Origin of the sequence: Nocardioides solisilvae (assembly GCF_003194625.1) — a bacterium.
In the GTDB taxonomy this organism is placed as follows: Bacteria; Actinomycetota; Actinomycetes; order Propionibacteriales; family Nocardioidaceae; genus Nocardioides; species Nocardioides solisilvae.
In genome coordinates this window covers 144855-168473 of record NZ_QHKX01000003.1, presented here as the reverse complement: position 1 = coordinate 168473, position 23619 = coordinate 144855, and the positions used below count along the sequence as shown (strand labels likewise).

21 protein-coding genes and 1 tRNA gene are annotated in these 23619 nt (G+C 73.3%); 20 read left to right on the top strand and 2 right to left on the bottom strand.

Translation table 11 applies throughout. The features are described 5' to 3' along the window. Positions 1-8: 8 nt before the first annotated feature. Positions 9-3827, bottom strand: a complete 3819-nt coding sequence (locus DNK53_RS12100; protein ID WP_110182600.1) for a multifunctional oxoglutarate decarboxylase/oxoglutarate dehydrogenase thiamine pyrophosphate-binding subunit/dihydrolipoyllysine-residue succinyltransferase subunit — start codon at positions 3825-3827, stop codon at positions 9-11. 153 nt (positions 3828-3980) lie between these two features. On the opposite strand from DNK53_RS12100, the gene DNK53_RS12095 reads away from it, so the two are divergent. Together DNK53_RS12095 and DNK53_RS12090 are read left to right on the top strand one after the other, a co-directional pair. Continuing rightward, positions 3981-4619, top strand: a complete 639-nt coding sequence (locus DNK53_RS12095; protein WP_162599915.1) for a hypothetical protein — start codon at positions 3981-3983, stop codon at positions 4617-4619. Continuing rightward, positions 4616-5527 (top strand): LCP family protein, encoded by a 912-nt coding sequence (locus tag DNK53_RS12090; protein ID WP_110182598.1) that lies wholly within the window; start codon positions 4616-4618, stop codon positions 5525-5527. The genes DNK53_RS12095 and DNK53_RS12090 overlap by 4 nt, the downstream gene beginning before the upstream one ends. Before the next feature lie 73 nt (positions 5528-5600). Here the strand turns inward: DNK53_RS12090 and DNK53_RS12085 are convergent. After that, positions 5601-5673, bottom strand: a tRNA-Arg gene (locus DNK53_RS12085). A gap of 83 nt (positions 5674-5756) precedes the next feature. Here DNK53_RS12085 and argS point away from each other — a divergent pair. The 18 genes from argS to DNK53_RS11995 all read left to right on the top strand — a co-directional run bounded on the left by argS (position 5757) and on the right by DNK53_RS11995 (position 23593). Then, on the top strand, positions 5757-7436 hold the full coding sequence (gene argS / locus DNK53_RS12080; protein ID WP_110182597.1) for an arginine--tRNA ligase: 1680 nt from the start codon (positions 5757-5759) through the stop codon (positions 7434-7436). After that, the gene (lysA, locus tag DNK53_RS12075) at positions 7433-8848 is read left to right on the top strand and encodes a diaminopimelate decarboxylase (protein WP_110182596.1); all 1416 of its coding nucleotides are present in this window, start codon (positions 7433-7435) and stop codon (positions 8846-8848) included. The genes argS and lysA overlap by 4 nt, the downstream gene beginning before the upstream one ends. After that, positions 8845-10137 carry a homoserine dehydrogenase gene (locus DNK53_RS12070; RefSeq protein WP_110182595.1) on the top strand — a complete coding sequence of 431 codons (1293 nt, stop codon included), beginning with the start codon at positions 8845-8847 and terminating at the stop codon, positions 10135-10137. The genes lysA and DNK53_RS12070 overlap by 4 nt, the downstream gene beginning before the upstream one ends. Continuing rightward, complete coding sequence (gene thrC / locus DNK53_RS12065) at positions 10134-11201, top strand: threonine synthase (protein WP_110182594.1); 1068 nt, start codon at positions 10134-10136, stop codon at positions 11199-11201. The genes DNK53_RS12070 and thrC overlap by 4 nt, the downstream gene beginning before the upstream one ends. Before the next feature lie 2 nt (positions 11202-11203). Next, a complete protein-coding gene (thrB, locus tag DNK53_RS12060; RefSeq protein ID WP_110182593.1) occupies positions 11204-12109 on the top strand; it encodes a homoserine kinase in 906 nt (301 codons plus the stop codon). A 177-nt stretch (positions 12110-12286) separates the two neighbouring features. Next, positions 12287-14317, top strand: a complete 2031-nt coding sequence (rho, locus tag DNK53_RS12055; RefSeq protein WP_110182592.1) for a transcription termination factor Rho — start codon at positions 12287-12289, stop codon at positions 14315-14317. A gap of 139 nt (positions 14318-14456) precedes the next feature. Then, complete coding sequence (locus tag DNK53_RS12050) at positions 14457-14828, top strand: response regulator transcription factor (protein ID WP_110182591.1); 372 nt, start codon at positions 14457-14459, stop codon at positions 14826-14828. A 7-nt stretch (positions 14829-14835) separates the two neighbouring features. Continuing rightward, positions 14836-15900, top strand: coding sequence for a HEAT repeat domain-containing protein (locus DNK53_RS12045; protein WP_110182590.1), 1065 nt, complete (start codon positions 14836-14838; stop codon positions 15898-15900). Continuing rightward, the gene (locus tag DNK53_RS12040) at positions 15893-17398 is read left to right on the top strand and encodes a glycosyltransferase family 2 protein (RefSeq protein WP_204163902.1); all 1506 of its coding nucleotides are present in this window, start codon (positions 15893-15895) and stop codon (positions 17396-17398) included. The genes DNK53_RS12045 and DNK53_RS12040 overlap by 8 nt, the downstream gene beginning before the upstream one ends. 100 nt (positions 17399-17498) lie before the next feature. Further along, positions 17499-17714: a 50S ribosomal protein L31 gene (gene rpmE, locus DNK53_RS12035; protein WP_110182589.1), complete on the top strand. Its 216-nt coding sequence runs from the start codon at positions 17499-17501 to the stop codon at positions 17712-17714. Positions 17715-17824: 110 nt separating this feature from the next. Beyond that, positions 17825-18898: a peptide chain release factor 1 gene (prfA, locus tag DNK53_RS12030; protein WP_110182588.1), complete on the top strand. Its 1074-nt coding sequence runs from the start codon at positions 17825-17827 to the stop codon at positions 18896-18898. Further along, a complete protein-coding gene (prmC, locus tag DNK53_RS12025) occupies positions 18895-19755 on the top strand; it encodes a peptide chain release factor N(5)-glutamine methyltransferase (protein WP_110182587.1) in 861 nt (286 codons plus the stop codon). Before prfA ends, prmC begins: the two co-directional genes overlap by 4 nt. A gap of 5 nt (positions 19756-19760) precedes the next feature. Then, complete coding sequence (locus tag DNK53_RS12020) at positions 19761-20432, top strand: L-threonylcarbamoyladenylate synthase (protein ID WP_275425756.1); 672 nt, start codon at positions 19761-19763, stop codon at positions 20430-20432. Then, a complete protein-coding gene (locus DNK53_RS12015; protein ID WP_110182585.1) occupies positions 20432-21568 on the top strand; it encodes a glycosyltransferase family 4 protein in 1137 nt (378 codons plus the stop codon). Before DNK53_RS12020 ends, DNK53_RS12015 begins: the two co-directional genes overlap by 1 nt. 103 nt (positions 21569-21671) lie before the next feature. After that, positions 21672-22142 (top strand): hypothetical protein, encoded by a 471-nt coding sequence (locus DNK53_RS12010; RefSeq protein ID WP_110182584.1) that lies wholly within the window; start codon positions 21672-21674, stop codon positions 22140-22142. 30 nt (positions 22143-22172) lie between these two features. Continuing rightward, complete coding sequence (locus tag DNK53_RS12005; protein WP_110182583.1) at positions 22173-22427, top strand: AtpZ/AtpI family protein; 255 nt, start codon at positions 22173-22175, stop codon at positions 22425-22427. Positions 22428-22458: 31 nt separating this feature from the next. Continuing rightward, positions 22459-23295, top strand: coding sequence for a F0F1 ATP synthase subunit A (atpB, locus tag DNK53_RS12000; RefSeq protein WP_338041027.1), 837 nt, complete (start codon positions 22459-22461; stop codon positions 23293-23295). A 94-nt stretch (positions 23296-23389) separates the two neighbouring features. Further along, a complete protein-coding gene (locus tag DNK53_RS11995) occupies positions 23390-23593 on the top strand; it encodes an ATP synthase F0 subunit C (RefSeq protein WP_275425755.1) in 204 nt (67 codons plus the stop codon). The last annotated feature ends 26 nt before the right edge of the window (positions 23594-23619 follow it).

Below are 23619 nucleotides of genomic sequence, written 5' to 3'. Positions count from 1 at the left end.
GGGGCCGCTCAGTAGTCGGTCGCCCGGGCCGAGGCCGGGGCGAACGCCTCCGCCAGGAGGCCCTTCTGCTCCTCGGTGTGGCGCTTCAGCGTGCCCACCGACGGCGAGGCGGACGCCGGGCGGGTGACCGGCTGCACCTCGACCCCCAGCTCGGACCACACGTTGAGCGCGTAGTGCGGCCACGGGCCCATGTTGCGCGGCTCGTCCTGCACCCAGCGGACCGTCTTGAGGTGGGGGTAGCGCGAGAGCTCCGCCCGGATCTCCTCGACCGGCCGCGGGTAGAGCTGCTCCACCCGGCCGATCGCGAACTTCCCGCCGTCCTCCCGCTTGCGCCGCTCCACCACGAGATCCCAGGTGATCCGGCCCGAGCACAGCAGCAGCGTCTCGACCTGCGAGGCGTCGACCTCGTCGTCGCCGATGAACGGCCGGAAGGTGCCCTCGGTGAAGTCGCTCGGCTGGGACGCCGCCTCCTTGCGCTTGAGCATCGACTTGGGCGTGAAGACGACCAGGGGACGGTGCTCCTCGCCGAGGGAGTGGCGGCGCAGCAGGTGGAAGTGGGAGGCCGGGGTGGAGGGCTGGGCCACCACCATCGCGTCCTCGGCGCACATGGTGAGGAAGCGCTCGATCCGGGCCGAGGAGTGGTCCGGGCCCTGGCCCTCGTAGCCGTGGGGGAGCAGGAGCACGACGCCCGACTGCTGCTGCCACTTGGTCTCGCCCGCGGAGATGAACTCGTCGATCACCGTCTGCGCGCCGTTGACGAAGTCGCCGAACTGCGCCTCCCAGAGGACCAGCGCGTCGGGGCGGGCCACCGAGTAGCCGTACTCGAAGCCGAGCGCGGCGTACTCCGACAGCAGCGAGTCGTAGACGTAGAACTTCGCCTGGTCCTCGCTGAGGTTGGTCAGCGGGGTCCACTCGTCGGCGTTCTTGCGGTCGATGATCGTGGCGAACCGCTGGACGAACGTGCCGCGACGCGAGTCCTGGCCGGCCAGCCGCACCGGGCGGCCGTCCATGAGCAGGGAGCCGAACGCGAGGATCTCGCCGGTGCCCCAGTCGATCGGGCCGTCGGTGATCGCCGCCGCCCGGCGCTGCAGCTGGGGCATCACCTTCGGGTGGACGGTGAACCCCTCGGGGGGCGTGATGTAGGCGTCGGAGATCCGCTTGAGGACCTCGGCGCTGATCGCGGTCGAGCGCGTCCCGGCCGACTTCTCGGGGTAGTCGGGCACGGTCGTCCACTCGGACGGCTGCGCCGTCGCCTCGCGGACCTCCGTGAAGACGCGCTCCAGCTGCTGCTGGTAGTCGCGCAGGACCTGCTCGGCCTCCTCCAGCGTGATGTCGCCGCGGCCGATCAGGGACTCGGTGTAGAGCTTGCGCACCGACCGCTTCTGCTCGATCAGGTCGTACATCAGCGGCTGGGTGTACGACGGGTCGTCGCCCTCGTTGTGCCCGCGCCGGCGGTAGCAGACCAGGTCGATGACGACGTCCTTGTTGAACGCCTGGCGGTACTCGAAGGCCAGCCGGGCGACCCGGATGCAGGCCTCGGGGTCGTCGCCGTTGACGTGGAAGATCGGCGCCTGCACCATCCGGGCCACGTCGGTCGCGTAGAGCGAGGAGCGCGACGAGCCGGGGGAGGTGGTGAAGCCGACCTGGTTGTTGACGACCACGTGCACGGTGCCACCGGTGCGGTAGCCGCGCAGCTGGGAGAGGTTGAGCGTCTCCGCCACCACGCCCTGGCCGGCGAAGGCCGCGTCGCCGTGGATCAGCAGCGGGAGCACGGGGTACTCCGCGCCGCGGTCCAGCACGTCCTGCTTGGCGCGCGCGATGCCCTCCAGCACCGGGTCGACCGCCTCGAGGTGCGACGGGTTGGCCGCCACCGACACCTTGACGGTGTCGCCGCGACCCGAGACGAACTCGCCCTCGGCGCCGAGGTGGTACTTCACGTCGCCGGAGCCCTGGACCGTGCGCGGGTCGATGTTGCCCTCGAACTCGCGGAAGATCTGGGAGTAGCTCTTGCCGACGATGTTGGCCAGCACGTTGAGGCGGCCGCGGTGCGCCATGCCGATGGTGACCTCGTCGAGGCCGGCCTCGGCGGCAGCCTCGCACACCTCGTCGACCAGCGGGATGGTGGTCTCGCCACCCTCGAGGGAGAAGCGCTTCTGGCCGACGAACTTGGTCTGCAGGAAGGTCTCGAACGCCTCGGCCTGGTTGAGCTTGAGCAGGATCCGCAGCTGCTCCTCGCGGGGCGTCTTGGTGTGCGGCTGCTCCACGCGCTGCTGGATCCAGCGGCGCTGCTCCGGGTCCATGATGTGCATGTACTCGATGCCGATGGTGCGGCAGTAGGAGTCGCGCAGGATCCCGAGGATGTCGCGCAGCTTCATGAAGCGCCGGCCCTCGCCACCGAACGAGCCGGTGGCGAACTCGCGGTCGAGGTCCCACAGCGTCAGCCCGTGGGACTCGATCTGCAGGTCGGGGTGCGAGCGCTGGCGGTACTCCAGCGGGTCGGTGTCGGCCATCATGTGGCCGCGCACGCGGTAGGCGTGGATCAGCTCGAGGATCCTGGCCTGCTTGCTGATGTCCTCGTCGTGGCTGGTGGCGATGTCCGCGGACCAGCGCACGGGCTCGTAGGGGATCCGCAACGAGCGGAAGATCTCGTCGTAGAAGCCGTCCTCGCCCAGCAGCAGCGCGTGCAGCCGCTTGAGGAACTCGCCCGACTGCGCGCCCTGGATCACCCGGTGGTCGTAGGTCGACGTCAGCGTCATGACCTTGCTGATGGCGTTGCGCGCGATCGCCTCGGCCGACGCGCCCTGCCACTCTGCGGGGTACTCCATCGCGCCGACGCCGATGATCGCGCCCTGGCCCTTCATCAGCCGCGGCACCGAGTGCACCGTGCCGATGCCGCCCGGGTTGGTCAGCGAGATGGTGGTGCCCTGGAAGTCCGCCACGCCGAGCTTGCCGTCGCGGGCCTTGCGGACGATCTCCTCGTACGCCGTCCAGAAGCCCGCGAAGTCCATCGTCTCGGCGGCCTTGATCGACGGCACGAGCAGCTGGCGGCTGCCGTCCTTCTTCGGGACGTCGATGGCCAGGCCGAGGTTCACGTGCGCCGGGGTGATCAGGTTGGGCTTGCCGTCGACCACGTCGTAGCCGACGTTCATCTCGGGCATGGCCTTGACCGCCTGCACCATGGCGTAGCCGATGAGGTGGGTGAAGGAGACCTTGCCGCCGCGGGCGCGGGCGAGGTGGTTGTTGATGACCGTGCGGTTGTCCCACAGCAGCTTGACCGGCACCGAGCGCACGGAGGTGGCCGTGGGCACGGTGAGCGAGACGTCCATGTTCTGCGCGGTGCGCGCCGGGGCGCCGCGGAGCACGGTGTAGGTGGGCTCGTCGCTGGCCTCGGCCGGCGCCGAGGGGCGCGCGTCCTTGGCGACCGGCTCGGCGGTGCCCGCGGCGGGCTCGGCCGCGGCGGCGGCGGGGCGGGGCTTCGCCTTCGGCGTGGGGGTGCTCTGCTCGGCCTTCGGCTGCGGGGCCTGCTCCTGCTTCGCTGCGGGCTGCGACGTGGCCGACTGCGCCTGCGGCTGGGACTGCGGCTGCGACTGGGCCGGAGCGGCGACCTTCGCCGGGGCCGGGGTGGCGGCCTTCGCGGGCGCCTGCTCGGCGCCGTTGGCGCCGGATCCGCCGCCGTGCTCCTTGAAGTAGTCGACCCACGCGGGGCCGACGCTGGCCGGGTCCTTCTGGTACTGCTCGTACATCTCCTCGACCAGCCACTCGTTGGCGCCGAAGCCGGCGTCCGCGGAGGAGCTGGAGGGCTGGTCAGGGGTGGGGGACTGCGGCACGGCTTGGTTCGCCTCTTCCGGGTCAGCGCGCGGTTATGGGATGAGTCGCCGTCAAGGCTAGACCCCCCGCTCCACAAATGCAGTGGCAAGGGTGGTCTTTGGGGCAGGGTGTCCCCGACGCCGTACCCGTCCCCCCGCCGGAGAACCCCTGCCGTGGCCCGTCCCGTCCCTCGTCCTGCTCGTCCCGCCGCCCGCGCGCTGCTCGTGCCGACCCTCGCGACCGCCCTGCTGCTGGGCGCCTGCTCCGGCGACCCGGGGGAGCCGGCCGGCGACCCGCCGGAGGTCGCCGCGTCGTCCCCCGGCCCCGACCCGGCCGGCTCCGCCGAGCCCGCGCCGGTGCCCACCAGGCACCTCGTCGGCCAGGTCGTCGGACGGCTTCCCGCGCCCGCGCGCAAGCGGCTCGTCCGACGGGTCGGCCTCGTCGTCGACGGCTGGCTGGACGCCGGCTTCACCGACGGACCGTTCCCGCGCGAGGTGACGGGGGCGTGGTCCGGCTTCACCCCGGGGGCGGCCCGACGGGCCCGCGCCGACCGGGGACTCACGACGCTCGGCGACCTCGCCGGACGGATCGACGGGGTGCGGGTGACCAAGCGGGCGGTCCGCTACGTCGTGCTGGCGCCCGACGGCCGGGCGGTGGGGGCGACGGCCAGGCTCACCCTCGACCTGCACACCTCCGGCGAGGTGGAGCGCAAGGTCCGGCTCCGGGGCCGGCTGCTGCTCACGCCCGTGCGCACCCGAGGGGGCACCCGGTGGCGGATCTTCGGCCACGACCTGACCCGGGAGCGGACATGAGGTGGCCCGCCAGGAGGTGGCGCGTCCTGCGCCCCCTCGTCCTCGGCGTCGTCCTCGCCGTCCTCGGGCTGGTCGTGCCCGACGCGTCCGTCGCGCCCACCCGGCTCGAGCTGGTGGAGGTGCGCCGCTCCCAGGGCGTCGACCTGAGTCCCGAGGTCACCTGGATCCTCGCGCTCGGCTCGGACGCGCGTCCCGGCCAGGAGATGACGCGCACCCGCGCCGACGCGATCCAGCTGGTCGGGATCAACACCCGCACCGGAGCCGCCGCGGCGATCGGCGTGCCGCGCGACGCGTGGGTGCCGGTCCCCGGCCACGGCCGGACCCGGGTCAACGCCGGGCTGGTGCACGGCGGCCCGCAGCTGATGGCGCGGACCGTGCAGGGGCTGACGGGGGTCGAGCCCGACTACGTCATGGTCACCCGGTTCCCGTTCTTCGAGCAGATGGTCGACGACATCGGGGGGATCACGGTGCACAACCCGCGCCGGTTCGCCGACCCCGACCTGAAGCGCGAGGGCTTCGCGCGCGGCCGGATCCGGCTCGGCGGCTACGACGCGATGGCGTTCAGCCGGATCCGCAAGGGGCTCCCCGACGGGGACTTCGGACGCTCCGCCAACCAGCAGCGCACCCTGCGCGGCATCCACGCGCGGATCGTGCAGGCCAAGGACCGGCCCGGCTTCCTCGAGCGGGGCGTGATGACCGTGCTGCGGCACACCCGCACCGACGCCTCGCCGGCCGAGCTCTTCCGGATCGCCCAGGCGGTCGCCGCGGTGCGCCCCCGGGCGGTGACCACCTGCGTGGTGCCGGGCCGGCTCGGCTTCGCGGGCTCGGCCAGCGTCGTCTTCCCCGACGTCGCCACGGCGCGGCGCTGGGGCGCCGACGCCCGGCGGGACGCCACGCTGCGCTGCTGAGCGGGGCGTTCGGCACCGGGTCCCGGGACGCGACGAGGCCCCGACCGCGTGCGGTCGGGGCCTCGTCGTGCTGCGCCTCCGGCAGGATTCGAACCTGCGGCACCTGGTACCGGAAACCAGTGCTCTATCCCCTGAGCTACGGAGGCAGTGCGTCGGGACGACGCGAGCAGGGAGACTACCTGTCGAACCTGCCGGAGTGGAAACCGGGACCCGCGGATAGGCTTGACGGGTGACCCCGGACCAGCTCTCCACGACCATCGTCAGCGCCCTCGAGTCCCTCGTGGCCGAGGGCGCGGTGACGTTGCCCGACGGCGTCCCGGGGTCGGTCACGGTCGAGCGCCCCCGGCAGCAGGGGCACGGCGACTACGCCACCAACGTCGCGCTGCAGCTGGGCAAGAAGGCCGGGACCAACCCCCGCGCCCTGGGCGAGCTGCTGGCCGCCCGGCTGCGCGAGGCCGACGGAGTGGGCGCCGTCGAGGTGGCGGGCCCGGGCTTCCTCAACATCACCGTGGAGGCCGGCGCCCAGGGCCGCGTCGCGGCCGACGTGGTCGCGGCCGGGGCGTCGTACGGCACCACCCGGACGCTCGCCGGCCAGCGGATCAACGTGGAGTTCATCTCCGCCAACCCGACCGGTCCCCTCCACCTCGGGCACACCCGATGGGCGGTGCTCGGCGACGCCATCGGCCGGGTGCTCCAGGCCGCCGGGGCGGATGTCACCCGCGAGTTCTACGTCAACGACCGCGGCGTCCAGATGAACCACTTCGCCGCCTCGATCGTCGCCGCCGCCCTCGGCGAGCCGACGCCCGAGGACGGCTACGCCGGCGCCTACGTCCAGGACCTCGCCAAGGCCGTCGAGGCCGCCAGCCCGGGGATCTTCGACCTGCCGGCTGACGAGCGGCTCGCCGCCGTCCGGGCGAAGGGCTACGAGCTGCAGCTGGCCGAGCAGCAGCAGCAGCTCGAGCTCTTCAACACCCACTTCGACGTCTGGTTCTCCGAGACCAGCCTGCACGACGGGGGAGAGGTCCCCGAGACGCTCGCCCGCCTCAAGGGCCTGGGCCACGTCTTCGAGGAGGGCGGCGCGCTCTGGATGCGCACCACCGACTTCGGCGACGACAAGGACCGCGTGCTCATCAAGTCCGACGGCGAGCTGACCTACTTCGCCTCCGACACCGCCTACTACCTCAACAAGCGGGCGCGGGGCTTCGACCACTGCATCTACCTGCTCGGCGCCGACCACCACGGCTACGTCGGCCGGCTCAGGGCGATGGCGGCCTGCGTCGGGGACGACCCCGCGCTGACCCTGGACGTGATGATCGGCCAGCTCGTCAAGATCCTCCGCGACGGCGAGGAGCTGCGGCTCTCCAAGCGGGCCGGCACCATCGTCACGCTCACCGAGCTGGTCGAGGAGATCGGGGTCGACGCGCTGCGCTACTCGCTGGCGCGCTACCCGGCCGACAGCCCGCTGACCCTGGACGTCGCCGAGATCACCAAGGCGTCGGCCGACAACCCGGTCTACTACGTCCAGTACGGCCACGCCCGGACCTGCCGGATGATGGAGAACGCCGGCCAGCTCGGGATGTCCCTGCCCGAGGACCCCGCGGTCGGCTTCGACCCCGCCCTGCTCTCCCACGAGCTCGAGGGTCGCCTGCTGCGTGCGCTCGCGGAGTTCCCGCGGGTGGTGGCCAGCGCCGCGGAGCTGCGCGAGCCGCATCGGGTCGCCCGCTACCTCGAGGACATGACCTCGGTCTTCAACAAGTGGTACGACACCCGCGAGTGCCGGATGCTCCCGCAGGGCGACGAGCAGCCCGGCCCGGTCAACCGGGCCCGGCTCGTGCTCGTGGCCGCCACCCGCACGGTGCTGGCCAACGGCCTGGGTCTGCTCGGCGTCTCCGCCCCGGAGCGGATGTGAGCACCACCCACGAGGCCGGGTGGGCGCACGCCCCCGGCGCCCTCCGCGGTCCGTCCTGGCTCCGGGAGCCCGCCGACCCCAACGCGCTGGTGCCCCACCTGTGGTCCCGCACGGCCCGCAAGGTCGACGGCGTCCTGCAGGTCGGCGGCATCCCCGTCACCGAGCTGGCCGCGCAGCACGGCACCCCGGCCTACGTCCTGGACGAGGACGACTTCCGGGCCCGCGCCCGGGCGTTCCGCGAGGCGTTCTCCGACTTCGACGTCTTCTACGCCGGCAAGGCCTTCCTCAGCACCGCCGTGGCGCGCTGGGTGGCCGAGGAGGGGCTGCACCTCGACGTCTGCAGCGCCGGCGAGCTGCTGGTCGCCGAGCGGGCCGGCTTCGACATGGCCCGGGTCGGCTACCACGGCAACAACAAGTCGGAGGCCGAGCTCGCGCGGGCCGTCCGGCTCGGCGTGGGCCGCATCATCGTCGACTCCTTCGACGAGGTGGAGCGCCTGACCCGCCTCACCGCCGAGGGCCCCGACCGGCCCGACCGCCTCGTCCGGGTGATGGTCCGGGTGACCGCCGGTGTCGAGGCCCACACCCACGAGTACATCGCGACCGCCCACGAGGACCAGAAGTTCGGCTTCTCCATCACCTCGGGCGACGCGCTCGAGGCGGTACGCCGGGTGCAGGAGGCGCCGGCGCTGGAGCTCCGCGGGCTGCACTCGCACATCGGGAGCCAGATCTTCGACTCCTCCGGCTTCGAGGTCGCCGCCCGCCGGGTGCTGGCGCTGCACGCCCGGGTCCGCGACGAGCTGGGCGTCGTGATGCCGGAGACCGACCTCGGGGGCGGGTTCGGGATCGCCTACACCACCCAGGACGACCCGGCGGAGCCCGCGCGGCTGGCCGCGGAGATGCGGGCGATCGTCGAGCACGAGTGCCGGGCGCTCGGCCTCGACGTGCCGCGGCTCTCGATCGAGCCGGGCCGCGCGATCGTCGGCCCGTCGATGTGCACGATCTACACGGTCGGCACGGTCAAGGAGGTGGCGCTGGACGGCGGCGCCCGGCGCACCTACGTGAGCGTCGACGGCGGGATGAGCGACAACATCCGCACCGCGCTCTACGACGCCGACTACTCCTGCACGCTGGCCGGCCGCGACTCCGGCGCTGCCGGGCGGCTCTCCCGGGTCGTGGGCAAGCACTGCGAGGCGGGCGACGTCGTGGTGAAGGACGAGTTCCTCCCCGCCGACGTCGCCCCCGGCGACCTGCTGGCGGTCCCGGCGACCGGCGCCTACTGCCGCTCCCTGGCCTCCAACTACAACCATGCCCTGCGGCCCCCCGTGGTCGCGGTCCGAGACGGCGCCTCGCGCGTCGTCGTACGACGTGAGACTGAGGAAGACCTGTTGGCGACCGACGTGGGTGACGAATGAGCGACAAACGGCTGAAGGTGGCACTCCTGGGCTTCGGCTCGGTGGGTGCCCAGGTCTTCCGCCTCCTGACCGAGCACGCCGACGACCTGGCGGCGCGGGTGGGCGTTCCCCTCGAGCTCGTCGGCGTCGCGGTGCGCCGCCTCGAGGCGCCTCGCGACGTCGAGGTGCCCGCGGGCCTGCTGACCACGGACGCCGAGGGCCTCGTCTCCCGCGACGACGTCGACCTCGTCGTCGAGGTGATCGGCGGCATCGAGCCCGCCCGCTCCCTGATCCTGCGGGCGCTCGAGAACGGCGCGTCCGTCGTCACCGCCAACAAGGCCCTGCTGGCCGAGGACGGTCCCACGCTCTTCGAGGCGGCGGCCAAGGCCGACCGCGACCTCTACTACGAGGCCTCGGTGGCCGCGGCGATCCCGATCCTCCGGCCGCTGCGCGAGTCGCTCTCCGGCGACCGCGTCACCCGGGTGCTGGGCATCGTCAACGGCACGACCAACTTCATCCTCGACAAGATGGACACCTCCGGCGCGGGCTTCTCCGAGGCGCTGGAGGAGGCCCAGGAGCTCGGGTACGCCGAGGCGGACCCGACGGCCGACGTCGAGGGGTTCGACGCCGCGGCCAAGGCCGCGATCCTGGCCAGCCTGGCCTTCCACACGCGCGTCACCGCCGCCGACGTGCACCGGGAGGGGATCACCGAGGTGACCGCCGCCGACGTGGCCTCGGCCCGCGACATGGGCGCCGTGGTCAAGCTGCTGGCGATCGCGGAGCTGGCCGACGACCAGGTCTCCGTGCGGGTTCACCCCGCGATGATCCCCAGGTCCCACCCGCTCGCGAGCGTGCGCGAGGCCTACAACGCGGTCTTCGTCGAGTCCGAGGCCGCCGGGCAGCTCATGTTCTACGGTCCGGGCGCCGGCGGCGCCCCCACCGCGTCCGCCGTCCTGGGCGACCTGGTGACGGTCGCGCGCAACCGGCTGGCCGGCACCACGGGCGCCGGGGAGTCGGCGTACGCCGAGCGGGCCGTGCGCCCGATGGGGGAGACCCGCACCCGCTACCACGTCGCCATCGACGTGGAGGACCGCGCCGGCGTCCTGGCGGACGTCGCCCACGCCTTCGCCGAGCACGACGTCTCCATCCAGACGGTGCGGCAGGAGGGGCGCGGGGCGGACGCCCAGCTCGTCGTGGTCTCCCACCAGGCCACCGACGCACAGCTGGCGGCGACCGTGGAGCAGCTGAGGCAGATGACGATCGTCCGCGAGGTCACCTCGGTGATGCGGGTGGAAGGAGACGCGGAGTGAGTGCCCACCAGTGGCGAGGCGTGATCGAGGAGTACCGCGACCTCCTGGACATCCCCGAGGGCACGCCGGCGGTCACCCTCGGCGAGGGCGGGACGGCGCTGGTCGACTCCCAGTGGCTCTCCGGCCTCACCGGCGGCCGGGTCTGGCTCAAGGTCGAGGGCGACAACCCCACCGGCTCCTTCAAGGACCGCGGGATGACCACCGCGATCTCCGTGGCGCGGCACGAGGGCGCCGAGGCGGTCGTCTGCGCGTCGACCGGCAACACCTCGGCCTCGATGGCCGCCTACGCCGCCAAGGCGGGGCTCAAGCCGCTGGTGCTGGTGCCCGAGGGCAAGATCTCCGCGGGCAAGATGGCCCAGGCGATCATGCACGGCGCGCAGGTGATCATGGTGCGCGGCAACTTCGACGACTGCCTGCGGCTCTCCCGCGGGCTGGCCGACGCCTACCCGGTCGCCCTCGTCAACTCGGTCAACCCCGTCCGGCTCGAGGGCCAGAAGACCGCCGCCTTCGAGGTGGTCGACCGCCTCGGTGACGCCCCCGACGTCCACCTCCTCCCGGTCGGCAACGCCGGCAACATCTCGGCGTACTGGCTGGGCTACCGGCAGTACGCCGACCTCGGGCAGAGCACCCGCAAGCCCGTGATGCGAGCCTTCCAGGCCGAGGGCGCCGCCCCGCTCGTCACCGGCGAGCCGTTCCCGCACCCCGAGACGCGCGCGACCGCGATCCGCATCGGCAACCCGGCCTCCTGGAAGCTCGCCGTGGCCGCCGCCGAGGAGTCGGGTGGCCGCTTCGCCTCGGTCACCGACGAGCAGATCCTCTCGGCCCAGCGCGAGCTGGCACGGCGCGACGGCGTCTTCGTCGAGCCCGCCTCCGCGGCGGGGGTCGCCGGCATGCTCCAGGAGCTGGAGCAGGGCGAGTCGTACGCCGGCCAGACGGTGGTCGTCACCGTCACCGGCCACGGGCTCAAGGACACCGACACCGCGCTCGAGGGGATCGGCCCCGTCGTCGACACGGTCGTCGACGCGCAGGTGGAGGCGGCGGCCGTCGCGGCCGGGCTGGCCTGAGCGTGGCGACCTTCGTGGCGGGGCCCGTGCGGGTCACCGTGCCCGCGACCTCGGCCAACCTCGGTCCCGGCTTCGACACCCTGGGCCTCGCCCTGGCGCTGCGTGACGAGCTGGTGGCCGAGGTGACCTCCGGCGGCCTCGACGTGACGGTCGAGGGCGAGGGCAGCGACGGCGTGCCGCTCGACGAGCGCCACCTGGTGGTCCGGGCGATGCGGGCCGGCTTCGCGGCCATGGACGCCGAGCCCCCGGGGCTGGCCCTCGCCTGCCGCAACGCGATCCCGCACGCCCGCGGGCTGGGTTCGTCCTCGGCCGCGATCGTCGGCGGGCTGGTCCTGGCCCGGGCGCTGGTCGCCGGGGGCGCGCTGCTGCTCGACGACGAGGTGCTGCTGGCGATCGCCGCCGACCTGGAGGGGCACCCCGACAACGTCGCGCCCGCGCTGCACGGCGGGTTCACCATCTCCGGGCGCCACGAGGACCGCTGGTTCAGCGTGCAGGCGACCGTGGACCCGCGCCTCACCACCGTCGCGTTCGTCCCGCCCGAGCCGGTCTCCACCGAGGCGGCCCGGGGCCTGCTGCCCGCCCAGGTGCCGCACGCGGACGCGGCGCGGAACGCCGGGCGGGCCGCCCTCCTCGTCGCGGCGCTCGCCGGACGACCCGAGAGCCTGCTGGTCGCGACCGAGGACCTGCTCCACCAGGAGCAGCGGGAGCCGGCGATGCCGGCGACGCTCGCGCTCGTCCACGCGCTCCGCGACACGGGGGTCCCGGCGGTGGTCTCCGGCGCAGGCCCCACGGTGCTGGCCCTCACCGACGCCGCCTCGGTCCCCGGCCTCCTCCGGCGGGCCCCTCGCGGGTGGCGGGCGGAGCACCTCGAGGTCTCCGGCCAGGGAGCCTTGGTCGTCGAGGGCTGACCCGGTGCTACCGTGAGCCCGCGCCACTCGGCGTACGCACCGGTCCTGGTGGTCGAACGCCGGCGGTGCAGCACTCCTCCCGGCTCGTCCCTGGCCCGCGGGCCCTGGATCGTCCGGGGCGGGACTCCTCGACACGCCCGCGGCTGGGCCGCGCGGCACTGACACGGCAGGACTGACGTGAGCGAAACCCCGGACCCGACCGGAACCACCGACGCGGCCCCGAGCGGCGCCGCGCCCCGCAAGCGTGCGGGCAGCCTCAACGGCATGCTGCTGGCAGACCTCAAGGCGATGGCCCAGCAGCTCGGGATCCCCGGCGCCAGCGGGATGCGCAAGGCCCAGCTGGTCGAGGCGATCAAGGGACTGGGGACGCCCACCGGCCGGAAGTCCGGAGCGCCCGCGAACGGTGCGCCGGAGGCGGCCGAGCAGGCGCCGCGGCAGGCCCGGCAGGCAGAGCGAGCCCCCGAGCAGGCGGCCGACCAGGCGTCCGACCAGGCGTCCGACCAGGCGTCCGAGCGAGCCCCGCAGCAGCGCCAGCAGGACGGGGAGCGGGAGGCCACCGAGGGCGAGGGCAACCGCGTGGTCACCACCACCCGGCGGGAGCGCACCCGTCAGCGCCAGCGTGCCGCCGGCGGCCAGGACGCGGGGGAGCAGCACGAGAAGAAGGGCCAGGAGGCTCGGGAGCCGGCGCAGCAGGACAGGCAGCAGGACAAGCAGGACAAGCAGGACAAGCAGGACAAGCAGGCTCAGCAGGAGAAGGGCGACCGGCAGGGCCGCCAGCATGACAGGCAGGGCCAGCAGGACAGGCAGGGTCAGCAGGACCGGCAGGACCGGCAGGGTCAGGACCGGCAGGGCCGGCAGCAGGACCGGCAGGACCGGCAGGACCAGCAGGACAGGCAGGGCCGCCAGGACCAGCAGGACCGGCGCAGCCGCGCCGACGCCGACGAGCACGACGACCACGGGGACGAGGAGGGCGGCAGCCGGCGGAACCGCCGCCGCCGTGGCCGGGACCGGGAGCGGCAGCCGGCCGGGCGCGCGGGTCGGGGCGAGCCGGACACCACGATCCTCGAGGACGACGTGCTGGTCCCTGCGGCCGGCATCCTGGACGTCCTGGAGAACTACGCCTTCGTGCGGACCAGCGGCTACCTGCCCGGCACCGACGACGTCTACCTGTCGCTCGCGATGGTGCGCAAGTACGGCCTGCGCCGGGGCGACGCCGTCGTGGGCCAGGTGCGCCAGCCCCGCGAGGGGGAGCGGCGCGAGAAGTTCAACCCCATGGTGCGGATCGACACCGTCAACGGGACCGACCCCGAGGCGTCCCGCGAGCGGCCCGACTTCGCCTCCTCCACCCCGGTCCACCCCACGGAGCGGCTGCGGCTCGAGACCGGGCCCGACGACCTGGTGGGCCGGACGGTCGACCTCCTCGCGCCGCTGGGCAAGGGCCAGCGCGGCCTGGTGGTCGCACCCCCCGAGGCCGGCCGCACCACCGTCGTGCAGGCGGTCGCGGCGTCCGTGAGCGCCAACCACCCTGAGTGCCACCTCATGGTCGTGCTGGTCGACGAGCGGCCGGAGGAGGTGACCGACTTCCAGCGGGCCGTCCGCGGCGAGGTGATCGCCTCCACCTTCGACCGGCCGGCGGCCGACCACACGACGCTGGCCGAGCTCGCCGTGGAGCGTGCGAAGCGGCTCGTCGAGCTCGGGCACGACGTGGTCCTGCTCCTGGACAGCCTGACCCGCCTCGGCCGGGCCTACGACGCGACGGCGCCCTCGGGCGGCCGGACCCTGGCGGCCGGCGTCGACGCCGCCTCGCTGCACCCGCCGAAGCGCCTCTTCGGCGCGGCGCGCAACGTGGAGGACGGCGGCTCGCTCACCATCCTCGCGACGGCGGTGGACAGCGGCTCCCCGGTCGACGACGTCCTCCTGGACGAGTTCCGGGGTACCGCCAGCATGACGCTTCGCCTCGTGCTCGACCCGGCGGGGCAGGGCCCCGTCCCCGCGGTCGACGTGGCGCGCTCCGGCACCCGGCACGAGGAGCTCCTGCTCGGGGGGGAGGAGCTCACGATCGTGCGCACGCTCCGCCGCTCCCTCGCCGGGATGGAGGCGCGCGAGGCGCGTGAGCTGCTGGTCGACCGGCTGCGCGGGACCCAGAGCAACATCGAGCTCCTCACGTGGGTGCAGAAGTCGGGACCGGACCTGGCGAAGCGGTCCTGACCCGAGCGCCATACCTATATCCATACCCTTTATTGAGTAACGTGGGGCGCGGTGCGCCCCACGTTGCCGTTTCCGCCCGGCGCGGAGCCGCAACACCTACGCTGGGAGCACAGTCCCAGCAGGAGGAACACGAAGACCCATGGCACGCATCCTTGTCGCCGACGACGACGTCGACATCCGAGAGCTCGTGGAGTTCAAGCTCTCCACCCTGGGCCACGACGTGGTCGCCGTCGCCGACGGCGCCTCCGCGGTCGACGAGGTGCAGCGCCAGCGTCCCGACCTGGCCGTGCTGGACGTCATGATGCCGGGCATGTCCGGCCTCGACGCGGTCCGCGTGATCCGCAACGACCCCTCGCTCTCCGACCTGCCGGTCATCCTGCTCACGGCGCGGGCCCAGGAGTCCGACGTCGAGACCGGGTTCGACTCCGGGGCCGACGACTACATCACCAAGCCCTTCAGCCCCCGCGAGCTGGCCTCGCGCGTCCAGGCACTGCTGACGCGGGCCCGATGACCTTCGCATGACCCTCGAGCGGCTCGCATGGGTCGCGGCGCTGGCCTGCGGGGTGCTCTGCCTCGCGGTGGTGGTCCTGCTCGTCGTCGTCCGCCTGATCCGGGACCGGCGCGAGGAGCGGCGGCTCCGCACCCGTGCGCCTGTCTGGAACCAGGTGCTGCTGCTGACCCTCGGTGACCCCGAGGAGGTCGAGGCCGCGACGCTGGCCCTGCTGCGCACCAGCCGGAGCCAGCGGACCGCCGTCTTCGACGACGCCTTCGCGCTGGTGCCCAAGCTCAAGGGGGACGCCCGGGACCGGCTCCGCCAGCTGATGCGCGACTGGGGGTCGCTGCACGACGCCCAGCGGCTGGCGGCCAGCGGCTCCGTGGTCCGGCGTTGCCGCGGGATGTACCAGCTGGGGATCCTCGCCGACCCGGCGAGCCTGCCCCGGCTGCTGCGCGGGCTGCAGGACACCGAGTTCGCCGGCCGTCGCAGCGCGATGCTGGCGCTGGCGTCCTACCAGGGCGACGAGGTGGTGCAGGCGCTGCTCGACGCGGCGGCCGGCGAGGTCCGGCTCCGCCACGACTTCCTGGCCACCGTCGACCGCATCGGCGGATCCGCCGTGCCCGTCCTGGAGAAGGCGCTGGCCGGGGACGGTTCCGAGTCGCCGGTCGACCAGCGTCGCCAGTTCCTCGCGGCCGAGGCCCTCGGCCTCGTCGGCGGGCACTCGGCGGTGCCGACCCTCCAGGCGGCCCTCGGCTCCGGCTCCGACGAGCTCGTCGTCGCCTGCGCGAACGCCCTGGGCGACCTCGGCTCGCACACCTCGGTGATGTCGCTGGCCGAGCTGCTGGACCACGACTCCACCGAGGTCCGACGCACCGCGGCCGAGGCCCTCGGGATGATCGGCGGCCCGGGCAGCGTGGCCTTCCTGGCCGCCGGCCTGCGCGACCCCCAGGTCGAGGTGGCGCGGGCGGCCGCCCAGGCGCTGGAGCGCTGCGGCCACGCCGGGCGTCGCACCCTCGAGGCGAGCGCGGCCCACCCCGTCGTCCGGGAGACCCTGGCCCTGCGCAGGCTGGTGACGGCCGGTGGCTGACCTGGTCCCCCTGGTGGAGTCGGTGGTCCTGTGGTCGGCGGCGCTCTTCGCGGCCTACTCGGTGCTGATCAACGCCAGCTTCGTGCTGCTCACCGTGCTCGCGCTGGTCGACCTCAGCGCCCACCGCCGCCGCCTGGCGTACGCCGGCTACGACGAGTGGTTCCTGGACCCGCACGCCCGGGGGGTCTCGGTGCTGATGCCGGCCCACGACGAGGCGCAGACGATCGTCACGTCGGTGATGGCGATGACCTCCCTGCGCTACCCCGACTTCGAGGTCGTGGTCGTCGACGACGGCTCGACCGACGACACCTCGGCCCGGCTCATCGAGGCCTTCGCCATGCAGGAGGTGCCGCTGGTCCCCTCCGGCGACATCGAGACCCGCGGCGAGGTGCTCTCCACCTGGGTGAGCACCCAGGGTCGGCGCAATCTCGCGCTCGTGGTCAAGACCAACGGGGGCAAGGCCGACGCCCTCAACGTGGGCATCAACTACGCCCGCAAGGAGCTGGTCTGCATGGTCGACGCCGACTCGCTCCTGGACCCCGACGCGCTGCTCAACGTCGCCCGGCCCTTCGCCGACGACCCGGGGCACGTCGTCGCCGCGGGGGGAGTGGTGCGGGTCGCCAACGGCTCCCGCGTGGACCGGGGCCGCGTCATCGACATCAAGATGCCCCGCACCTGGCTCTCGCGGATCCAGGTCGTGGAGTACCTCCGGGCGTTCCTCGTCGGCCGCTCCGGCTGGAGCCGCGCGGGTGGCCTGCTCGTCATCTCGGGGGCCTTCGGCGCCTTCCGCCGGGACGTGCTGCTCGAGGTGGACGGGCTCTCGGTCGACACCATCGGCGAGGACGCCGAGCTCGTGGTGCGGCTGCACCGGCACCTGGGCGACACCGACCGGCACGCCGGGGTGGTCTTCGTGCCCGAGCCGGTGGCGTGGACGGAGGCGCCGACCACCCGCGCCGTGCTCCGCAAGCAGCGTCGCCGATGGCACCGCGGGCTCGCCGAGATCATGTGGCGCCACAAGAGGATGCTGCTGCGGCCGCGCTACGGCGTGGTGGGGGTGATCGCGATGCCGTGGTTCGTGGTCTTCGAGCTCCTGGCGCCGGTGGTGGAGGTGCTGGGGCTGCTCCTCATGGTGTTCCTGGGCGGGTCGCTGGTGGCCGAGGCGTGGTGGGCGCCCGGCTGGGACGTGGTCAACCTGCCCGTCGTGGTCCTGCTGCTCACGGCCTCGATCCTGTTCGCGGTGCTCGTCACGCTGATCGCGCTGCTGGCCGAGGAGCTGACCTTCCGTCGCTACCGCGGGATGCCCGACCTCGCGAGGGCCGTCTGGGCGGCGGTGGAGGAGAACTTCGGCTACCGCCAGCTCAACGCCTTCTGGCGGCTGGGCGGGCTGCTCGAGGCGGTGCGGCGCACGCGGCACGACTGGGGCCGGATGGAGCGCACCGGTTTCGGCGACCTCGACGAGGCGCGACGACGGCGGGACGAGACCTCGGGAACACCCTGATTTCCGCCTGCGTTGCAGCGGGTGGCACACTGGTGTGTCGGTTCCGGTTCACGTGCCTGCACCAGGCGGCACGACCCGGCGACCTCGAGAGGACACGGACATGCAGAAGGACATCCACCCGGAGTACGTCGAGACCCAGGTCACCTGCACCTGCGGCGCGTCGTTCACCACCCGCAGCACTGCCACGTCGGGGCGCATGCACGCCGACGTCTGCTCGCAGTGCCACCCGTTCTACACCGGCAAGCAGAAGATCCTCGACACCGGTGGCCGCGTGGCCCGGTTCGAGGCCCGCTACGCCAAGGCTGCCAAGAAGTAGCCGCTCCACGGACGCCGGTCCCCACCTGGGTGTGGGTGACCGGCGTTCGTGATTTCCGCAGCCCGGGCCGCCGCCCGGGCCGCCACGCAGACGCGACCGAGGAGGAGCCGGTGTTCGAGGCCGTCGAGGGCCTGGTGCGGGAGCACGCCGAGCTGGAGCAGCGGCTGGGCGCCCCCGAGACCCACGCAGACCAGCGCCTGGCCAAGACGCTCAACCAGCGCTACGCCGAGCTCTCGTCGGTGCTCGCCGCCTGGCGGGAGTGGCAGGGGCTGGGCGACGACGTCGAGGCCGCCCGCGAGCTCGCCGGGCAGGACCCCGAGTTCGCGGCCGAGGCGGAGGCGCTGCTCGAGCGCCGGGGCGTCGCGGAGGAGCGGCTGCGGCGGCTGCTGGTCCCGCGCGACCCGGCCGACGCCAAGGACGCGATCCTCGAGGTGAAGTCGGGGGAGGGCGGCGAGGAGTCCGCGCTCTTCGCGGGCGACCTGCTGCGGATGTACACCCGCTTCGCGGAGCAGCGCGGCTGGCGGACCGAGGTCCTCGACGCCAACGAGTCGGACCTCGGGGGCTACAAGTCCGTGACGGTCGCCGTGAAGGCCAAGGGGACGCCGGAGCCGGGCGAGGCGCCGTACGGGATGCTCAAGTTCGAGGGCGGCGTCCACCGGGTGCAGCGGATCCCCGTGACCGAGTCCCAGGGCCGGGTGCACACCTCCGCGGCCGGGGTCCTCGTGCTTCCGGAGGCCGAGCAGGTCGACGTGGTGGTCGACGACAACGACCTCCGCGTCGACGTCTTCCGCAGCTCGGGCCCCGGCGGCCAGAGCGTCAACACCACCGACTCCGCCGTGCGGATCACCCACGTCCCCACCGGCATCGTCGTGAGCTGCCAGAACGAGAAGTCGCAGCTGCAGAACAAGGAGCAGGCGATGCGCATCCTGCGGGCCCGGCTGCTGGCCGCGGCGCAGGCCGACGCCGACGCCGAGGCCAGCGAGGCCCGGCGCAGCCAGGTGCGCACCGTCGACCGGTCGGAGCGGATCCGCACCTACAACTTCCCCGAGAACCGGATCAGCGACCACCGCACCGGCTACAAGGCTCACAACCTCGACCAGGTCCTCGACGGAGACCTGGGACCGGTCCTGGCCAGCTGCCTGGACGCGGACCTCGCCGCGCGGCTCGACGAGCTGGAGCAATGAGCGCGCACGCGGCGCGGGACCTGCGACGGTCGGGGGCGGCGCGGCTGCGGGAGGCTGGGGTGGCCAGTCCCGACCGGGACGCCGACGAGCTCCTGGCCCACGCGGCGGGGGTCCCGCTGGGGCGGCTGGTCCTCCTGGACGAGGTGCCGGCCGCGGTGGCCGCGGCGTACGACGCCCTGGTGGCGCGCCGGTGCGCCCGCGAGCCGCTGCAGCACCTCACCGGGTCCGCCGGCTTCCGCCACGTCGAGCTGGCCGTCGGGCCCGGCGTCTTCGTGCCCCGCCCGGAGACCGAGCTGCTCGCGGGCTGGGCGATCGAGGAGGCCGGACGGACGGCGGCGTCCGGGAGGGCGCCGGTGGTGGTCGACCTCTGCACCGGCTCGGGGGCGATCGCCCGGGCGGTGGCCGACGAGGTGCCGGCCGCACGGGTGCACGCCGTCGAGCTCGACCCGGCGGCGCACGCGTGGGCCGCCCGCAACCTCGCCGGGACCTCGGTCGACCTCAGGCTGGGCGACATGGCCGACGCCTTCGAGGAGCTGGCCGGCACGGTCGACGTGGTGGTCTGCAACCCGCCGTACATCCCGCTCGAGGCGTGGGAGTCGGTGTCGGTGGAGGCGCGCGACCACGACCCCCACCTGGCCCTCTTCTCCGGGCAGGACGGCCTCGACGCCATGCGCGTGCTCGAGCGGCGGGCGGCGCGGCTGCTGGCGCCCGGCGGGGCCGTCGGGGCCGAGCACGCGGACGCCCAGGGCGAGAGCGCCCCCGCGGTCTTCGTCGCGGCGGGACGGTGGCGCGAGGTGCGCGACCACCACGACCTGGCCGGTCGCCCGCGCTTCGTGACGGCGCGACTGGCACGATGACCACCATGCGACTCCCGACCTCCACCTACGCCGAGCGGGAGGCGGCCGTCGAGGCCGCCAGCCTGGCCGTCCGCCAGGGCGAGCTCGTCGTGATCCCCACCGACACCGTCTACGGCGTGGGGGCCGACGCCTTCGACGCGGGCGCCGTGCGCGCGCTGCTCGCGGCCAAGGGGCGCGGACGGGAGAAGCCGCCCCCGGTCCTGGTCAGCAGCGCCACCACGCTGGAGGCGCTCGCCACGCGGGTGCCGCGCTACGCCCACCTGCTCGTCGAGGCGTTCTGGCCGGGTCCGCTGACGCTCGTGTGCCACCAGCAGCCCTCGCTCCAGTGGGACCTGGGGGAGACCCGCGGCACCGTCGCGGTGCGGATGCCGGACGACCCCGTCGCCCTCGCCGTCCTTGAGCGCACCGGCCCGCTCGCCGTGAGCTCGGCCAACCTCACCGGCGAGCCGCCCGCCCGCGACGCCGACGAGGCCGAGCGGATGCTCGGCGGGCGGGTCGAGGTGGTCGTCGACGGCGGTCCGTCGCGGGGCGGCGAGCCCTCGACGATCGTCGACGCCACCGGCACCCGTCCCGCGGTGCTCCGCTGGGGGGCGCTCGACGCCGCGGCGCTGGACGAGGTGCTCGAGCCGCTCGGCCTCTCCGTCGGCACGGTCGCCGACGACGCGGACGGGGACTGATGCGCGAGTACCTCCTGGTCTTCCTCGTCGCGGCGGCGAGCACCTACCTGCTCACCGTCATCGCCCGCGAGATCGCGCTGCGCACCGGCGCCGTGGCGGCCGTGCGCGACCGCGACGTGCACGACGAGCCGATCCCGTACCTCGGGGGGCTCGCCATGCTCGGCGGCCTGGTCGCGGCGTACGCCGTGGCGCGCGAGCTGCCCTTCCTCTCCCGCAGCGACCCCTTCGTCTTCCGCGACGTCGCGGTGGTGCTCGGGGCCGGGGCGCTGATCTGCGCCGTGGGGGTGCTCGACGACATCTTCGACATCGACGCCCTCACGAAGTTCGGCGGCCAGGTGCTGGCCGCCGGGCTGCTCGTCTTCTTCGACGTGAAGTTCTACTTCTTCCCCGACAGCGGGGGAGGGCAGCTCGCGCTGGACCCGGCCCAGGGCGCGATCCTCACGGTGGTGGTGGTCGTCGCCACGGTCAACGCCGTGAACTTCGTCGACGGCCTCGACGGGCTGGCGTCGGGGGTGGTCGGCATCGGCGCCTGCGCCTTCTTCCTCTTCTGCTACCAGCTCTCCGACCTCAACGGCGTCACGCTGGCGACGACCGGCGCCCTCCTCAGCGCCGCGCTGGCCGGTGCCTGCGCGGGCTTCCTGCCGCACAACTTCCACCCCGCCCGCCTCTTCATGGGGGACAGCGGGTCGATGCTGCTGGGGCTCGTGCTCTCCGCGAGCGCGCTGGCGCTCACGGGGCAGTTCCAGGGCTCGGCCATCTCCTTCGGCCGGGAGGGCGCAGCCGCCGGCTGGGTGGTCATGCTGCCCCTGCTCCTCCCCGTCTCCCTGCTGCTGGTGCCGATGGCCGACCTGGTGCTGGCGGTGGTCCGCCGGACGAGGGCGGGTCGCTCGCCCTTCGCGCCCGACAAGCAGCACCTGCACCACCGCCTCCTGGAGATCGGGCACTCCCAGCGCAGGGCGGTCTTCATCATGTGGACGTGGGCGGCCCTCATCGGCTTCGGGGGAGTGGTGACGAGCCTGTTCACCGGCCCGCAGGTCTGGATCGGGCTCGCCGTGGCGACGGTGCTCGCGGTCGCCCTGACGTTCCTGCTCCCACGCGTGAGCGCTCCCGGCCACCCCGCGCCGGAACAGCCCTGAGGTCGCCCGGTTTCGAGGGCGGGGCCCCCTTGTGATAGTTTTCACGAGCGCCGGCGGCACGCCGCGGGCCTGCCCCCCGCCCTCCACAGGAACGGCCGCCACCATGACGACCGAGACGATGCAGGACCACCGGGACCCCGGTCTCGGCGTCCTGCTGCAGGCGGCTCTCGCGGCCTGCGCGCTTGGGCTCCTGGTGGTCGCCGTGGCCGCCGCCGCAGGGGGCCGCGAGGCCGCCCTCGGGGCTGCCACCGGCGCCGGCTCGGTGCTCACCGTGCTCGTGCTCGGCTCCTTCGTGGTCCACGTCGTCGCCCACGCGATGCCCTCGGCGTCGCTGCTGGTGGCGCTGCTGACCTACGGCCTGCAGCTGGTGGTCCTCACCGCGGTCCTCACCTCCTTCGACCGCTCCGGCGCGCTGGGGGAGACCCTGCACCCGCAGTGGCTCGTGGGAGGTGTCGTGACCGTCGTCGTGGCCTGGGTCTGCGCCCAGGTCTGGCTCGGCTCCAGGGCGCGCGTGCTGCTCTACGACGTGCGCCCCGCGCTGCCGTCCGGCCGGGAGGAGGCGGGTGCGAGGTGACCGTCCACGACTGCTATTGTCCGGAGCGCGATGGCTCAGCACGACACCCCCGAGGGCCGCGCCGACGACGCGGGCGAACCGCCGAGCCAGGACCCCTGGCGGGCGTTCAGCTACGTGCTCACCGGCGTGGCGTTCTACGGACTCGTCGGATGGGGGCTGGACCAGTGGTGGGGAACCACCTACCTGGTGGGGATCGGCATCGTCGTGGGAGCGGTTCTCGGCCTCTACCTGACCTGGCGGGTCTTCGCCACGCCCGGCTCACCGGGCGACCAGGACACGAAGTGAAATCAGCAGCGCGGCAGACACAGGAGACAGCGTGAGTGCACTCGCGATGAGCGCGATCCCGACCGAGGGGTTCACCCCTCCCGGTCCGGGCGACTTCAACCTCCCCCCGGTGGGGTACACCAGCGAGACCGCTCCGACCTTCGAGTTCCTCGGGCAGACGATGTACCTCGGCGTCACCAAGCCGATGCTGCAGCTCGCGCTCTCCGTGGTCGTGATCTTCGCGTTCTTCTACTACGCCTCGCGCAAGCGGGCGATGGTGCCCGGCAAGCTCCAGTTCGTCGGTGAGAGCGCCTACGGCTTCGTCCGCAACGGCCTGGGCCGCGACATCATCGGCAGCCACGACTTCATGCGGTTCGTCCCGTACCTGGTGGCGCTCTTCTTCTTCATCCTCGTCAACAACTACTTCGGGCTCATCCCGGGGCTCCAGTTCCCGACGTTCTCGCGGGCCGGCATGGCCTACGCGCTGGCGGCGCTCAGCTGGGTGGTCTACAACGCGGTCGGCATCCGCAAGCACGGGTTCGCCGGCTACTTCAAGCTGCAGACCGTGCCGGGTGGCGTGAAGGGCCCGGTTCTGGCGCTCCTCGTCCCCCTGGAGTTCTTCTCCAACATCCTGGTCCGCCCGGTCACGCTGGCGCTGCGTCTCTTCGCCAACATGTTCGCCGGGCACATGCTGCTCATCCTCTTCGCCCTCGGTGGCGAGTACCTGCTCCTCCACACCAGCGGCTTCACCCCCGTGGCCGGCGTGCTCTCGTTCGTCATGTTCATGATGGTCTGCGTGCTCGAGATGCTGGTGATGGCCCTGCAGGCCTACGTCTTCGTCCTCCTCACCTCGATGTACATCTCCGGGGCCCTGGCAGACGAGCACTGACGTCGGCCCGGCTCGCGCCGGTCGACCTCCGTACCAACCGCAAGCGCAACACCCACCAAGAAACCCGCTCAGGGACCAACGAAAGGAAGAAGCCGTGGAAGGCTCTCTCAACATGCTCGGTTACGGCCTCGCGACCGTGGGTCCGGGCCTCGCCGTCGGCCTCATCTTCGCTGCCTACATCAACGGCGTGGCGCGCCAGCCCGAGGCGCAGGGTCGCCTCCAGCCGATCGCCATCCTGGGCTTCGCGCTCGCCGAGGCGCTCGCCATCATCGGCATCGCCCTCGCCTTCGTCCTCTGACGCAGGCCAGGCCGACCACCGACTGA

What these genes read in the sequence shown, in the direction of transcription:
- DNK53_RS12090 (WP_110182598.1), top strand. Translation starts at nt 4,616, where the DNA reads ATGAGGTGGCCCGCCAGGAGGTGGCGCGTCCTGCGCCCCCTCGTCCTC.
- DNK53_RS12070 (WP_110182595.1), top strand. Translation starts at nt 8,845, where the DNA reads ATGAGCGACAAACGGCTGAAGGTGGCACTCCTGGGCTTCGGCTCGGTG.
- DNK53_RS12050 (WP_110182591.1), top strand. Translation starts at nt 14,457, where the DNA reads ATGGCACGCATCCTTGTCGCCGACGACGACGTCGACATCCGAGAGCTC.
- DNK53_RS12045 (WP_110182590.1), top strand. Translation starts at nt 14,836, where the DNA reads ATGACCCTCGAGCGGCTCGCATGGGTCGCGGCGCTGGCCTGCGGGGTG.
- rpmE (WP_110182589.1), top strand. Translation starts at nt 17,499, where the DNA reads ATGCAGAAGGACATCCACCCGGAGTACGTCGAGACCCAGGTCACCTGC.
- prmC (WP_110182587.1), top strand. Translation starts at nt 18,895, where the DNA reads ATGAGCGCGCACGCGGCGCGGGACCTGCGACGGTCGGGGGCGGCGCGG.
- DNK53_RS12020 (WP_275425756.1), top strand. Translation starts at nt 19,761, where the DNA reads ATGCGACTCCCGACCTCCACCTACGCCGAGCGGGAGGCGGCCGTCGAG.
- DNK53_RS12015 (WP_110182585.1), top strand. Translation starts at nt 20,432, where the DNA reads ATGCGCGAGTACCTCCTGGTCTTCCTCGTCGCGGCGGCGAGCACCTAC.
- DNK53_RS12010 (WP_110182584.1), top strand. Translation starts at nt 21,672, where the DNA reads ATGACGACCGAGACGATGCAGGACCACCGGGACCCCGGTCTCGGCGTC.
- DNK53_RS12005 (WP_110182583.1), top strand. Translation starts at nt 22,173, where the DNA reads ATGGCTCAGCACGACACCCCCGAGGGCCGCGCCGACGACGCGGGCGAA.